Raw genomic sequence first — 14,064 nt, 5'->3', positions numbered from 1 at the left:
GCGGGACGCATGACGGCGGGGCGCCTGACACCGGGCGCCTGACGCCGGCCGCCCCGCGACCGTATCCGTACACGTACCGGTACACGTGCCGTACACGTGCCCGTACCCGTCTGCGTCGGGCACAGTACGGGCCGCCCGTCGGTGAGTCCGCCGTGAACCCGGCAGCACGCACCGGCGTGCACGCGGCTCACAGTCACGCGACGGCGCAGACCCAGGCGCGCCGGGCGTGAACGCACGCTCCCGGGCGATCCGCACACGTCTACGCCCCCTACGGCCGGTACCGGACCCGCCGTCCCGCCGCGCGCGGTACCCCACACAGCCCCCTCCGCCAGGCGCCGACACGGCCAAGTGGCCCATTTTCACGCGTCCTTCACCCCGCGGCCGTACCGCCGACCGCGTCGGGTCGTTGTACCGGTACGGACAACCGCCCCCCGACTCACCCACCGGCCCCGCCCCTCGGCCCCCGGGGCCGCACGACGCGCGACACGCCGGCAGCACTGACCCCATCTCGCGGAAGGCAGCCCCGCCGATGACCGTCCACCCCACAGACGTCGACCGGCCCCACGACCTGGTGGGCATCGGCATCGGTCCGTTCAACCTCTCCCTCGCCGCCCTCGCCGACGGCCTCCACGACGGTATCGACTGCGCCTTCTACGACCGGAACAACGCCTTCAGCTGGCACCCCGGACTGCTCATCGACGGCACCACCCTCCAGGTGCCGTTCCTCGCCGACCTCGTCACCCTCGCCGACCCCGCCAGCCCCTGGACCTTCCTCAACTACCTCAAGGCCCGCGACCGGCTCTTCCCCTTCTACTTCTCCGAGCGCTTCCACATCCAGCGCGCCGAATACGACGCGTACTGCCGCTGGGTCAGCCGGAAACTCCCCGGACTCCACTTCGGGCACCAGGCCGACGCCGTCCGCTGGAACCCCGAGCACGGCCTCTTCGAGGTCGACTTCACCCGGCTCGACCCCGAAGGAGAAGCCGACGCCCTCGGCCGCGTCTACACCCGTAACGTCGTCCTCGGCATCGGTACCGAGCCCTACGTCCCCGACCCGCTCAAGCCCCTCGTCGCCACGCCCGCCGCACCCGTCATCCACTCCGGCGACTACCTCGAACACCGCGACCGGCTGCTCAGGGCCGGGCACATCACCGTCATCGGATCGGGACAGTCCGGTGCCGAGATCTTCCTCGACCTGCTGCGGGCCAGGCCCGTCGGAGCGGAGCGGATCCACTGGCTGGCCCGTACCGAGGCCTTCGCGCCCATGGAGTACTCCAAGCTCGGCCTCGAACACTTCACCCCCGACTACGCGCAATACTTCCGCGCCCTGCCCCAGCAGGTGCGGGACGGCCTCGTGCCCCGCCAGTGGCAGCTCCACAAGGGCATCGACAACACGACCCTCACCGCCATCCACGACGAGCTCTACCGGCGGTCCCTCCACGGCGGCTGGCCCGACGCCGTCCTCACCCCCGGAGTCTCCGTCCGCACCGCCGGACGCGTCGCCGTCACGCGCGTCGAACTCCACCTGGAACACGCCCAGCAGGCCGCCCGCACCCGCCTCACCACCGACGCCGTCGTCCTCGCCACCGGCTACCGCGAGCGTTCGCTCGACCGGATCCTCGCCGGACTCGACCCGTACATGCGCCGCGACCACGCGGAACGCCCCCGCGTCGACGAGCACTACCGGATCATGCTCGACGAGAGCGTCACCGGCTCCGTCTACGTACAGAACGCCGAACGGCACAGCCACGGCGTGGGCGCCCCCGACCTCGGACTCGCGGCCTGGCGCAGCGCCACTATCCTCAACCACCTCACCGGCAAGGAGCCCTACGCCCTTCCCCGGCGCACCGCCTTCACCAGCTTCGGACTGGACGGGCGGACCAGGAACCCCTCGATGCCCACACCGAGGGGCATGGTCCCGCTCACGGAAGCACGCTGACCCGGGAAACGGCCGACGGCCGGAACGGGAAACCGCCCGGCCCCGGTCACCTCGGCGGACGGTCAGAACACCGGCGTACCCTCCCGCGTCAGCTTCCAGTCCACCGAGGCGAACGTCCCGGGATCCACCGAGCCCGCCTCCCGCACCCACGCGATGATCGTGTTGCGGATCTCCTCGGAGTTGGCCCACACCTGCTGAGCCGCGGCCACATGCGGGAAGTTGCCCCCGCCGCTCGCCCGGTAGTTGTTCACCGCCAGCACGAACCTCGCCGCCGGATCCACCTCCTTGCCCTCGAACCGCAGATTCACGATCCGCGACCCGGCCGGCCGGGCGATGTCGATCTCGTACGTCAGACCCGACACCGCGTCGTAGTTGTAGTCCGGAATGCCGTCCGCGTTCGTCAGCTTCGCCGTGTCCACCGGCGCACCCGCCGCCGTCCTCACGTAGTAGCGCGCGGAGAACTCCAGATACGCGGCGATCTGGGCCCCCGTCAGCAGCCGTGCCTCCAGGGTGTTCTCGAACGGATACAGCGCCGCCGCATCCCTGATCGTCACCTCGCCGGCCGGCACCCCCGCCGTGCGCGAGAAGCACGACGCCTGAGACAGCACCGGCAGCGCCGCCCACTCGCCGCCCGCCAGCGCGGCCTTCACCGTCTCCGTCTGCACATGGTTGATCAGATCGATGACGGGCTCGTCCCGCCACGGCGCGTCCGCCGTGGACATCGCCGCCGTGGACGTCCCGATCACCTGGTTCACATACGCCACCACCTCGCGGTGCTCCTCCGCGAGCAGCCGCGTGACCTTCCGGTCTTCCTCCACCGTGTTGGAGTTCAGCACCCGCGAGCCCAGCGACTCCACCGACCAGCGGCCCCGCTCCCACACCAGCTCCACATCGAACACCGTCAGCCGCTGCCCCCACTTCAGCGGCTCGGACAGCACGACCTCCCTGCCCGACTCCTTGTTGACCACCCGGCGCTCCGCCACCTCCGCATGCGCGTGCCCCACGAGGATCGCGTCGATGCCGGGCACCCGCTCCGCGACCAGCGCCGCCGCGTTCTCCACGTGCGGGATCTGGTCACCGTACGAAGACGTGCCGCTCGTGCCCGAGTGCGCCGCCACGAACACCACGTCCGCGCCCATGGACCGCAGCTTCGGCACCCACCGCGCCGCCTGCTCCTCGAGCCCCGGGAACGTCATCCTCCCCTGCACGTTCGCCTTGTCCCAGACCGCGATCCCCGGGTTCGTCAGCCCCAGAACCGCCACCCGCACCTCCCGGCCGAACGGCGTCCGCAGCTTCTTGATGACGTACGGCGCGAACGCGGGCCGCAGCGTCTTCGCGTCCAGCGCGTTCGCGCCGAGCAGCGGGAAATCACACTGCTCCTCGAACTTCCGCAGCAACGGAATGCCGTAGTTGAACTCGTGATTGCCGAGTGCCGCCGCGTCATAACCGATCGCGTTCATCGCACGCGCCATCGGATGCACCGGCCCCCTCCGCGCGGTGATCGGGTCCACCTTGGCGTAGTAGTACGACAGCGGGGTGCCCTGGATCGTGTCCCCGGCGTCGATCAGGAGTGTGTTGTGCCGGCCCTTCTCGCGCCGGATCCGCTCCACCAGCGTGGAGATCTTCGCCAGACCGACGTCGTTGTGCGCCGCGTCGTCGAACTCCTCGTCCGTGAAGTAGTCCCAGTTGAAGACGTTGCCGTGCAGATCGGTCGTCCCCATGACGGTGAACGCGTACCGCTTGTCCGGACGCCCCCGGCCGGCGCCGATGCCCTCGGCGGTGGCGGCCTGGACCGGCGCGGCCATCCCCCCGGCCAGCGCCGCGCCGGCACCGGCCACAGCCGTACTCCCCAGGAACGTCCTACGGTTCAGCGGCATCTCTTAGCTCCTCAAGTCCTCATGTCGATGCACAACGCGCGTAGATTCTGGCGCAGGCACGGGGGACGGCAACACCCTTGCCCGGTTTCGATCAGGTGACACGGACGCCGGGGGCGGGCCGGCTGCCGCGACGCCGGTACGAGGCTCCGGTACGAGGCGAAGGCCATGGACCGGACCCAACAGGACCGGACCCGACAGGACCGGGGCCGGACCGGGGCCGGGCCGGATCGCCCCGGACCGGACTGTCCGACCCGGGTGCGAGAGTGGAACCCGCACAGAACACACGGACGTCCGCGAAAGCGACCGTCACACCGACCCCGAACGAGGGAGCCGCCCGTGACCACCGACGAGACCACGGGACCGACCGCCGGCATGCCGCTGGACGGGACGCCCGCGACGACACACACGACGACGAGCACCTCCCCGTACCTCCCCTACGGCACCCCCGACGCGCCCAGGGTCGCCGTCCGCGGCCACGCACGCCTCGAAGCCGACCCTGAAATCGCCAGGATCGGCATCACCGTCAGCGCCCGGGGCACCGACCGGCGCACCGCCCTCGACGACCTCACCCGGCGCAACGCCTTCGTCCTCGACCTCGTCAAGTCCTACGGAACGGCCATCGAGAAACTGGAGACCGGAGCCTTCTCCATCAGCCCGGAACTCACCAGGCACGGCCGGAACGAGCGCGTCCGCGCCTACCACGGCACCGTCCACGTCACCGCCGTACTCACCGACTTCACCGCCCTCGGCGAACTCACCACCCGCCTCGCCGACCTCGACCTCACCCGCGTCCACGGGCCCTGGTGGGCCCTGCGCCCCGACTCCCCGGCCCACGGCGAAGCCCGCCGCCAAGCCGTACAGGAAGCCGTCCAGCGCGCCCGCGAATACGCCGCGGCCCTCGGCGCCCGCCTCGCCGCCCTGGTCGAACTCGCCGACCTCGGAGCCGAGAACAACGAGGGATACGGCCTCCCGCCCGCCCCCGGAGGACTGCGCACCAGGGGATACGGAGGTCCCGCCGAACCAGGCGGCGCCGCGCCCGCACTCGACCTCGAACCACAGCGGCAGACGGTCTACGCGCAGGTGAACGCGCGCTTCACGATGACTCCGCCCGACCTCGGCGCATGACGTCCGCGGCGAGGCCAGGCCGCCGTCCGGCGACACGGTCCGCCGCCTCCCTCCCCTGGGTTGGGCCGCGAGACCGACAGCCCGCGGTGACCGGGTGGAGGCGCGGAGGTCAGTGCTTGGGGCCGATGTGGGCGTCCATGAGGGCGACGGAGGCGCGCTTTGCGACGGAGATGTTGTAAGGCCTGCCCGCACGGGTGCACTGTGTCCATTCGACGCCGACCGCGTCGAGTGTGTCGGTGTACAGCCGCCGAATGTCGTCGGAGACGTTGGTGAACCAGTAGCGCGCGTACTCATACCGCTTCTTCTCGCCGCGCACGACGCGCGTGGTCCAGTTCATGCTGCGGCAACCGTCGGAGTGGACCAGGCCACGCAGCAGCTCCCACGGGTGCGCCTGCACGACGGTCTGCTGCCAGGGTTCGAGAGCGATGGGCCGAGTGTGTTTTCTGCCCGGCCCGTCCTGCGGGAACAGGCATGGCCAGTGGCGCCCGTAACTGGTCACCATCACGCACCCCTGTTTTGGTACGACGGATACCCGGGCCCCCGGGCGGACGGTCGCGACGGCCTCCCGGCATCGGTCGATGAGGCCGGGCCAGGCGTCCGCGCAGGCGATGCGCAGGTAGGCGCCCCCATGAGGGTGCGGGCTGATACAGCCGTCGCCCAGATAGAGGCCCAGTAGGTAGGAGTACGACGCGGTGGCGGCCGGCGCCCCCGGCTCGGGGCGGCACCTTGGGCACGGGGCCGAGCGGCCGACCGCGCGTGGGAGGGGTTCCGGACGGATCTGCCACGAGCGGATGGCCGCCCGCGATACTCCGGTTTCCTTGCTCACGGCATTGAGGCTGCGCCCCTGGGCGACCAGGGCAAGCACTCGTTGGCGCGTGTGGAGGTCGTACACAAAGCCGACCTTGATCGAAGGCGCCCCCTGAGACAGGCAAACCGAGGCAGATTCACCCGATTCAGTGACAGCGTACAGTAGCTTTGCGACCTTCGAAAAGAAGAAAAGTGCCCCAGGTGGGATTCGAACCCACACTGTCCGCTGTTTGAGAGCGGCCTCTCTGACCAATTGGAGTACTGGGGCCTCCGAAAGCAAGGGATCGGGGTCCCCCGCTCGGGCTCACTTTACCGCAGCTCGGTACGCTCATGGGAAGCAGCACCCTGTCTGAACGAGGAGCCCCCGTGACCGCCCCCGAGTCGCACCAGCCCGCCGACGATGACGACAAGTCCCACGTCCCGCCGCTGACGACACGTGTCGTCATCGCGGAGGACGAGGCTCTGATCCGGCTCGATCTCAAGGAGATGCTCGAGGAGGAGGGCTACGCGGTCGTCGGTGAGGCCGGGGACGGGGAGCGGGCTGTGGAGCTGGCTCGGGAGCTCCGGCCGGACCTGGTGATCCTCGATGTGAAGATGCCCGTGCTGGACGGGATCTCCGCCGCGGAGAAGATCGCGGAGGAGTCCATCGCGCCGGTGCTGATGCTGACCGCCTTCTCGCAGCGGGACCTGGTGGAGCGGGCGCGGGACGCGGGGGCGATGGCGTATCTGGTGAAGCCGTTCAGCAAGAGCGATGTGGTGCCGGCCATCGAGATGGCGGTGTCGCGGTTCGCGGAGTTGCGGACGCTGGAGAAGGAGGTCGCGGACCTCGCGCAGCGGCTGGAGACGCGGAAGCTGGTGGACCGGGCGAAGTCGGTGTTGCAGACGCAGTACGGGCTGTCGGAGCCGGCGGCGTTCCGGTGGATCCAGAAGACGTCGATGGACCGGCGGATGTCGATGCAGCAGGTGGCCGAGGCGGTCATCGAGGACGCGAACGAGAAGAAGTCTGCCAAGGGCCAGGGCCAGGGCCAGGGCCAGGGCAAGGCCCAGGGTTAGAGGTAGAGGTCGAGGTAGGAATCCTCGTTCCGTACGTGTGAGGGCCCGTCCCGGGGTGTTCCGGGGCGGGCCCTCTCGTGTGCGCGGCTCGCGGTCAGTCTTCGCCGAGGTATGCCTTGCGTACGGATTCGTCGTGGAGCAGGTCCTGTCCGGTGCCGGAGAGGACGATCTTGCCGATTTCCATGACGTGGCCGTGGTCGGCGAGGGAGAGCGCGGCTTGGGCGTTCTGCTCGACGAGCAGGATGGTCATTCCCTCGGATTTGAGTTCGGCGATGGTCTTCATGATCTTCTGCATCATGATGGGGGAGAGTCCCATGGAGGGCTCGTCCAGCATGAGCAGTTTGGGCTGGGACATGAGGGCGCGGCCCATGGCGAGCATTTGCTGTTCGCCGCCGGAGAGGGTGCCCGCCGGCTGCTTCTGGCGTTCCCCGAGGATGGGGAAGAGGTCGTAGGCGCGTTGGATGTCTTTTTCGATGCCGGCTTTGTCGGTGCGCAGGAAGGCTCCGAGTTGGAGGTTCTCGGTGATGGTGAGCCGGGGGAAGATGTGCCGGCCCTCGGGGGAGTGGGCGAGTCCGAGGGCGACGATTTTGTGGGCGGGCACGGTGCCGAGCGGCTTGCCGTCGAAGGTGATGCGGCCGGCCGCGGGCTTGAGGAGTCCGGAGAGGGTGCGAAGGGTGGTGGTCTTTCCCGCGCCGTTGGTCCCGATGAGGGTGACGATCTCGCCGGCGTCGACGGTGAAGGAGATGCCTTTGACGGCCTCGATTTTGCCGTAGGCGACCTTGAGGTCTTCGACCTCGAGGAGTGCGGTCACTTCGGGTCCCCTTCCGGGCCGGTGGTGCTGGTGGTGCCAGTTGCGCCGGTGGTGCCGTCCGGGCCGGGGGCGCGGTCCGTGGCGTGCGCCTCGGCCGCTTCGACTTCGGCGACTTCTTCGGCGCCGGGCGCGTCTTCGAAGGGGGTGCCGAGGTAGGCGGCGACGACGCGTTCGTCGCCCTGGACGACTTCGGCGGTGCCTTCGACGAGTTTTTCGCCCTGGACGAGGCAGGCGACGCGGTCGCAGAGGTTGAAGATGAACCGCATGTCGTGCTCGATGACGAGGACGGCGATGCCCTGGTCGCGGATGGCGAAGACGAGTTCTTCGGTGGCGCGGGTCTCCTGGGGGTTCATGCCCGCGGTGGGCTCGTCGAGCAGGAGGAGCCCGGGTTCGCTGGCGAGGGCGCGGGCGATTTCGAGCTTGCGCTGTTCGCCGTAGGGGAGGTTGCGGGCGAGGTGGTCCCGTTTGGCGGCGAGGCCGGTGAATTCGAGGAGTTCCATGGCGCGTGCTTCGGATTCGCGTTCTGCTTTTTTGAATCCGGGGCCGCGCAGGAGGGCGCTCCAGAGTCCTTCTTTGGTGCGGGTGTGCCGGCCGACGAGGACGTTTTCCAGGACGGTCATGTTGGCGAAGAGCCGGATGTTCTGGAAGGTGCGGGCTATGCCGGCCTGGGTGACCAGGTGGGAGCGGTGGGGGAGGACTTTTCCTTTGTAGGAGACGGTTCCTTCGGTGGGTATGTAGAGGCCGGTGAGGCAGTTGAAGAAGGTGGTTTTGCCTGCGCCGTTGGGGCCGATGAGGCCGACGATCTCGCCGCTGTTGACGGTGAGTTCGACGTTACGGACGGCGGTGAGGCCGCCGAAGCGCATGGTGACGCCGGAGGCGTGCAGTACGGGGGTGCCGGTGCCGGCGGGGGTCACGGTGTCGGTGGTCATGTGGGTCACACCCCTGCTTTGCTCAGGCCGATATCGCCTTTGGGGGCGTCGAGTTGGCCGGTCTCGTGGAATTCGAGCTGCTTCCTGCGGTCGGCGATGAGCCCTTCGGGGCGGAAGCGCATGAGGAGGATGAGCGCGATGCCGAAGAGGAGCAGCTGGTAGTCGCTCATGAACTGGAGCTTGGCGGGGATGAGGTAGAGGAGTGCGGCGCCGATGAGGGGTCCGCTGACGGTGCCCATGCCGCCGAGGATGACGGCGGCGAGGAGGAACGCGGAGTTGGGGGGCACGGCTTCGACGAACTTGTACTGGGCGGGGGTGACGGTGAAGGTCACGTGTGCCTGTACGGTGCCCGCCATTCCGGCGAGGGTGGCGCCGAGCGCGAAGGCGAGGAGCTTGAGCCGGAAGGCGTTGATGCCCATGGCGCGTGCGGCGGTCTCGTCTTCGCGGATGGCGACCCAGGCGCGGCCGATGCGGGACTGGTCGGAGCGGCGGAAGACGGTCACGACGATGATCGTGAAGAAGAGCATCAGCAGGTAGTAGTTGGAGAACCTGCCGAGTTCGACGCCGAGGACGTTGTGGGGTTCCCCGAAGTTGAACCCGAAGAGTTCGAGGTCGGGGATGTTGGGGATGCCGTTGGGACCGTTGGTGATGTCCGGTCCGGAGGCGCCGTCCATGTTCTGCATGGCGATGCGGAAGATCTCGCCGAACCCGAGGGTGACGATGGCGAGGTAGTCGCCGTGCAGCCGCAGGGTGGGGGCGCCGATGACGACGCCGAAGATGAGGGACGCGGCGGCTCCGGCCAGGACGGCGGCCCAGAAGGGGAGTTGGATGCCGATGGTGGAGGAGGGGGAGCCGGAGAAGAGGGCGGCGGTGTAGGCGCCGACGCCGAGGAAGGCGACGTATCCGAGGTCGAGGAGACCTGCGAGGCCGACGACGACGTTCAGGCCGAGGGCGACGGTCGCGAAGATGAGGATGTTGGCGCCGATGGTGGCGTAGGCGTCGTTGCTCTGGGTGAAGGGGAACGCGAAGGCGGCGACGAAGGCCGCGGTGACGGTGACGTTCTTGTGGGTGGCGGTGAGTGCGCCGAGGCGGCGGTTGAGTCCCGCGCGGGCGACGGCCGGGGCGCCGAAGCCGATGAGGAGGAGGAAGCCGATGAAGAGTTCGGCGTACTCCGTGTCGATGCCGTAGGTGAAGATGAACAGGCCGATGCCGAAGGCGGCGGCGATGATCAGGATTTCGGCCCAGGAGGGCAGGGGCGCGGCCTTGCCGGGGGCGGGCGCTTTGAAGGCGTGCGTGAAGCGCTGCCACCCGGACGCGGGACCCGGGTTTTCGGCGGGTACGTCGGCGGGGAGGCCGAGGGCGCCGACGAGGGTGACGAGTGAGGCCACGGCGGCGATCCAGCCGCCGGGTTCGAGGTTGACGAGGCCGCCGAGTTCGACGGCGATGGCGAGGACGGCGTACCAGGTGGTGGTGAAGGTGCCGAGGGCGAGCAGCCGCACGGGGCTGTTCTTGCCGCCGGGTACGAGCCAGCCGAGGCCGCGGACGCCGTGGCCGGCGAGGGCGAACAGGGCGGTGAGGAGCGCGCCGGTGAGGGTGAGGACCTGGAGGCCGCCGGGGTAGCCGGTGACGGTGAGGTCGCCGGGGAATTCGGCGGTCCAGGTCCAGGCGAGGAAGGTGCTGCCGAGCGTGGCGAGGGCACCGACGAGGGCGGTGAGCCGGGCTGCCGTGGCGGGCACGGGGAGGACGGGGGCGATGGTGTGGGTCTGGTTGGTGGTCATGGGTATCACGCCCGATCCGCGACGCGTTGTCCGAGGAGGCCCTGGGGCCTCAGCAGCAGTACGAGGATGAGGAGGACGAAGGCCCAGACGTCCTTCCAGGCGCCGCCGCCCAGTTGGGACATGCCGGGGATGTTCTCGATGTAGGCGGTGGCGAGGGCTTCGGCGAGGCCCAGGACGAGGCCGCCGATCATCGCGCCGTAGATGTTGCCGATGCCGCCGAGGACGGCGGCGGTGAAGGCCTTGAGGCCGGCGATGAAGCCCATCTTGAAGTTGACCTCGCCGTACTTGACGCCGTGGGCGATGGCGGCGATGGCGGCGAACGCGGCGCCGATGGCGAAGGCGGTGACGATGATGCGGTCGGTGTTGATGCCCATCAGCTTCGCGGTGTCGGGGTCCTGCGAGGTGGCCTGCATGGCGCGGCCGGTGCGGGTCTTGGAGACGAAGAGGCCGAGGGCGATCATGCAGAGGGGGGCGGCGATGACGAGGAAGAGGTCGCCGCGTCCGATGGCGAAGGCGCCGAGGTCGATCCGGCCGCCTTCGAACTCGGGGAAGGGGCGGGACTTGGTGGCGTCGGGGTAGAACGCCCAGATGGCTTGCTGCAGTGCGATGGAGAGGCCGATCGCGGTGATGAGCGGGGCGAGCCGGGGTGCGCCGCGCAGGGGGCGGTAGGCGAAGCGTTCGGCGCCCATGGCGACGAGTACGGAGCACGCCATGGCCATGAGGATCATGAGGGGCAGTGCGAACAGCAGGCTGGTGCCGGCCGGCAGCCACAGGTAGGCGGTCAGCGCGCCGAAGCCGCCGATCATGAATATTTCGCCGTGCGCGAAGTTGATGAGCTGGACGATGCCATAGACCATCGTGTAACCGATCGCGATGAGTCCGTACAGCGCGCCGAGTAGCAGGCCGTTGGCAAGTTGCTGCGGCAGATCGTTCACCGCGGGGCCTCCGAAGGGGTGTGGTCAGATACGGCCGCGCGGGGGCGCTGTGGCGCCCCCGCGCGGTGTTGGTGCTACAGGGTGGGCCTGGCTGTGGGCCCGGGATCAGCCGTCGAACTCGCCGGTGGAGACGGAGACGTGCTTGCCGCTCTTGACCTCGTAGAGGGAGAGCTGCCTGTTGGTGGTGTCGCCGAACTCGTCGAAGCCGACCTTGCCGGTGACTCCTTCGAAGCTGACGTTCTGCATGGCCTCGGTGATCTGCTTGCGGGCCTCGCTGCTCTCGGGGAGCTTGCCGTCGTTCTTCTCGACGACGGCCTTGACGGCCTGGATGATGGCCCAGGTGGAGTCGTAGGAGTAGCCTCCGTACGCCTCGTAGCCGCCCTTGTACCCGCCGGCCTTGTAGTCGGCTATGAACTGCTTGGCGGTGTCGAGGGTTTCCAGCGGGGCGCCGACGGAGCTGGCGAAGTCGCCCTCGGCGTTCTGCTTGGCGAGGTTGACGTACTCGGGGCTGAAGAGCGCGTCACCGCCGACGGTGGGGACCTTGGCGCCGGCGTTCTTGATCTGGCTGGCGAGGGGGGCGCCGGCGGGGTACTCGCCGCCGTAGTAGACGACGTCGGGCTTGGCCTGCGCGACCTTGCTGGCGACGGCCGAGAAGTCCTTGTCGTCGGGGTTGATGTGGTCGGTGCCGACGACTTCGCCGCCGAGCTTCTTGAACTCGGCCGCGAAGGTGGCGGCGAGGCCGGCGCCGTAGGTCTTCTTGTCGTCGATGACGTAGACCTTCTTGAACTTCTTCTCGTTGACCATGTACCGCGCCGCGAACGGGCCCTGGATGGCGTCGGTGGTCGACGTGCGGAAGTAGGTCTTGAAGCCGCGGACCTTCTTGCCGCTCTGCCAGTCCTTGCCCTGGGTGAGCTCGGGGTTGGTGTTGGCGGGGGAGACCTGGACCAGGTTGGCGTTGGCGAAGACCTTCTGCATGGACTGGCCGACGTCGGAGTTCAGGGGGCCGACGACGCCCATGACCTCGTTGTTGCCGACGAGTTTCGTGGCGTTCTGCTGGCCGGTGGCGGCCTGGGCCACGTCGTCGAGCGCCTCGAGCTTGAAGGTGACGCCCTCGACTTCTTTGTTCTTGTTGGCGATCTTGACTGCCAGGTCCGCGGAGTTCTTGATGCCCTGACCCATCGCGGAGAGGTCTCCGGTGAGGGGCGCGTCGAGGCCGATGACAACGGTCGTGCCGCCGCCACCGCTGTCCGAGCCGCTGTCGTCGCGGGAGCCGCAGGCCGACAGGGTGAGGGCCCCTGCGGTGACCGCGGTGGTGATCATGAACAAGGAACGGTGCCGCACGATCTGTCCTTTCCGGGCACGGGCGCTCCCTCCCCGGGGGCGCCGGTCGCGCGCCGGAAGCCGGACCGAGAGAAATCCGGTGGCGCGGTGACTGGCGGTGACTCTAAGCGCGGTCGCGGGAATGGAGGAGTGGTCCAGGCCATGCTGTGACGCTCTTGTTATGACACCCGGGTTTGCGCGGGACGGAAAGGTGGATTTGGGTTGTTCGTGCGGTCCGGATGGTGAGAATCAGCAGGACGGGCGGTGAAGGTGGCGTGCGCGGGGAATGCCCTTCCTGGCCGGAATCGGTGTCCGAAAAGGATGGGCTGGTGGAGTGTGGCGGGGGAAGTCGCCCCTCCTTTTTTGTATTGCATCTATATTACGCAGTGTTACGGTCAGGAAAGGGAATCCGGCATTCCGCAGCACTTTTCCGCAATCGCGCACATGCGCCGTGATGGGCGTTTTACGAGTGGTGGCGCGGGGAGGCCCGGACCGTACGGCGCGCGAGGATCCCTGGGGTAAGCATTACGTAAAGTAATGGGTTGGCGTGCGGGGCGGGGCGGGGCGTGGCGGTGGCACGGGAAAGTCGCCCCGGCGGCCTGCCCGTAAGCCGCCGGGCGCCTGCCCCATCCGCGCGTATGCGCGCCCGTTTGCCGTACCGGACGGCCCGGCGGCCGTGCCCGAAGCGCTCCGGCCGGGCGCGGGATGCCCCGGCGGGGGTGTCGCGTACGAGGGGGAGCGCGGGTCAGAGGCGCGTGCCGCCGCCCGCGGCCACGTCGCCATCCCGGTCCTGGCCGGTCTTGCCGTCCGGGGACGGGCCGGTGCCACGGCCCGGGGACGGGGCGGTGCCCGCGTCGCCGCCGGCGTCCGGGGCGGCGTCGCGCAGCAGGCAGGTGAGGCGGGCGGTGCAGATCCGCCTGTCCCGCTCGTCGGAGATGACGATCTCGTACGTCGCCGTGGCGCGGCCGAGGTGGAGCGGGGTCGCCACGCCCGTGACGGTGCCGCCGCGCACGCCCCGGTGGTGCGTGCAGTTGAGGTCCACGCCCACGGCGATCTTGGTGCTGCGGCCGTGCAGCATGGCGCCCACGGAACCGAGGGTCTCCGCGAGGACCGCGGAGGCACCGCCGTGCAGCAGGCCGTACGGCTGGGTGTTGCCCTCCACCGGCATGGTGCCGACGACCCGCTCGGCGGACGCCTCGACGATCTCCACGCCCATCCGCGTGCCGAGGTGCCCGGCGGAGAAGAGCGCGGGCAGGTCGACGCCCAGCGCGGAGAACTCGTCGACGATGTCCTGCGGCAGCGTGGTGGGGGTGTGCTCGCCCATGGGCCCGGGCTCCGATCGTCAGCTCGTCATACCGTTCGTTCCGTGGCACGCGTTTCGTGCCACGGCGTTCCGTCGTGTCCCCGGCGGTCCGGGTGGACGCGCGAGGTCTACCCGCGCACCCGGCGCGGCACGCACACGGCCTGCGCGGTACGCGGCCGGCCGGGCA

At 69.3% G+C, this 14,064-nt stretch carries 10 protein-coding genes, 1 tRNA gene and 1 pseudogene; 3 read left to right on the top strand and 9 right to left on the bottom strand.

Annotation, left to right across the window (positions count from 1 at the left end; translation table 11 throughout):
* Positions 1–529 precede the first annotated feature (529 nt).
* A complete protein-coding gene (locus ACU6P3_RS07540) occupies positions 530–1,939 on the top strand; it encodes a lysine N(6)-hydroxylase/L-ornithine N(5)-oxygenase family protein (RefSeq protein WP_447196444.1) in 1,410 nt (469 codons plus the stop codon).
* 62 nt (positions 1,940–2,001) lie between these two features.
* On the opposite strand, the gene ACU6P3_RS07535 is transcribed toward ACU6P3_RS07540, so the two are convergent.
* The gene (locus ACU6P3_RS07535) at positions 2,002–3,816 is read right to left on the bottom strand and encodes a bifunctional metallophosphatase/5'-nucleotidase (protein WP_447196443.1); all 1,815 of its coding nucleotides are present in this window, start codon (positions 3,814–3,816) and stop codon (positions 2,002–2,004) included.
* A 372-nt stretch (positions 3,817–4,188) separates the two neighbouring features.
* On the opposite strand from ACU6P3_RS07535, the gene ACU6P3_RS07530 reads away from it, so the two are divergent.
* Positions 4,189–4,941, top strand: coding sequence for an SIMPL domain-containing protein (locus ACU6P3_RS07530; protein ID WP_447197798.1), 753 nt, complete (start codon positions 4,189–4,191; stop codon positions 4,939–4,941).
* A 109-nt stretch (positions 4,942–5,050) separates the two neighbouring features.
* Here ACU6P3_RS07530 and ACU6P3_RS07525 read toward each other — a convergent pair whose 3' ends face one another.
* A complete protein-coding gene (locus ACU6P3_RS07525; RefSeq protein WP_447196442.1) occupies positions 5,051–5,833 on the bottom strand; it encodes a transcriptional regulator in 783 nt (260 codons plus the stop codon).
* A gap of 108 nt (positions 5,834–5,941) precedes the next feature.
* Positions 5,942–6,016, bottom strand: a tRNA-Leu gene (locus tag ACU6P3_RS07520).
* A gap of 98 nt (positions 6,017–6,114) precedes the next feature.
* On the opposite strand from ACU6P3_RS07520, the gene ACU6P3_RS07515 reads away from it, so the two are divergent.
* On the top strand, positions 6,115–6,801 hold the full coding sequence (locus ACU6P3_RS07515; protein WP_447196441.1) for an ANTAR domain-containing response regulator: 687 nt from the start codon (positions 6,115–6,117) through the stop codon (positions 6,799–6,801).
* A gap of 94 nt (positions 6,802–6,895) precedes the next feature.
* Here ACU6P3_RS07515 and ACU6P3_RS07510 read toward each other — a convergent pair whose 3' ends face one another.
* The 6 genes and pseudogenes from ACU6P3_RS07510 to ACU6P3_RS07485 all read right to left on the bottom strand — a co-directional run.
* Positions 6,896–7,612, bottom strand: a complete 717-nt coding sequence (locus ACU6P3_RS07510) for an ABC transporter ATP-binding protein (protein WP_447196440.1) — start codon at positions 7,610–7,612, stop codon at positions 6,896–6,898.
* Positions 7,609–8,541, bottom strand: a complete 933-nt coding sequence (locus tag ACU6P3_RS07505) for an ABC transporter ATP-binding protein (RefSeq protein WP_447196439.1) — start codon at positions 8,539–8,541, stop codon at positions 7,609–7,611. The genes ACU6P3_RS07510 and ACU6P3_RS07505 overlap by 4 nt, the downstream gene beginning before the upstream one ends.
* A 5-nt stretch (positions 8,542–8,546) precedes the next feature.
* Positions 8,547–10,319: a branched-chain amino acid ABC transporter permease gene (locus tag ACU6P3_RS07500; RefSeq protein WP_447196438.1), complete on the bottom strand. Its 1,773-nt coding sequence runs from the start codon at positions 10,317–10,319 to the stop codon at positions 8,547–8,549.
* Positions 10,320–10,324: 5 nt separating this feature from the next.
* Entirely contained in the window at positions 10,325–11,254 is a 930-nt protein-coding gene (locus ACU6P3_RS07495) for a branched-chain amino acid ABC transporter permease (protein ID WP_447196437.1), read from the bottom strand.
* Between the two features lie 105 nt (positions 11,255–11,359).
* The gene (locus ACU6P3_RS07490; RefSeq protein WP_030745563.1) at positions 11,360–12,595 is read right to left on the bottom strand and encodes a branched-chain amino acid ABC transporter substrate-binding protein; all 1,236 of its coding nucleotides are present in this window, start codon (positions 12,593–12,595) and stop codon (positions 11,360–11,362) included.
* Positions 12,596–13,421: 826 nt separating this feature from the next.
* Positions 13,422–13,898, bottom strand: a pseudogene (locus ACU6P3_RS07485) (hotdog fold thioesterase); the annotation flags it as partial.
* Positions 13,899–14,064: the final 166 nt, after the last annotated feature.

This window comes from Streptomyces hebeiensis, assembly GCF_052983195.1.
Note: the sequence above shows the minus strand (reverse complement) of the source record. Positions and strands in the feature narration are given on the sequence as shown.

Coding starts and splice junctions, on each gene's coding strand:
- ACU6P3_RS07500 (WP_447196438.1), bottom strand. CDS start 10,319: ATGACCACCAACCAGACCCACACCATCGCCCCCGTCCTCCCCGTGCCC.
- ACU6P3_RS07505 (WP_447196439.1), bottom strand. CDS start 8,541: ATGACCACCGACACCGTGACCCCCGCCGGCACCGGCACCCCCGTACTG.
- ACU6P3_RS07535 (WP_447196443.1), bottom strand. CDS start 3,816: ATGCCGCTGAACCGTAGGACGTTCCTGGGGAGTACGGCTGTGGCCGGT.
- ACU6P3_RS07530 (WP_447197798.1), top strand. CDS start 4,189: ATGCCGCTGGACGGGACGCCCGCGACGACACACACGACGACGAGCACC.
- ACU6P3_RS07540 (WP_447196444.1), top strand. CDS start 530: ATGACCGTCCACCCCACAGACGTCGACCGGCCCCACGACCTGGTGGGC.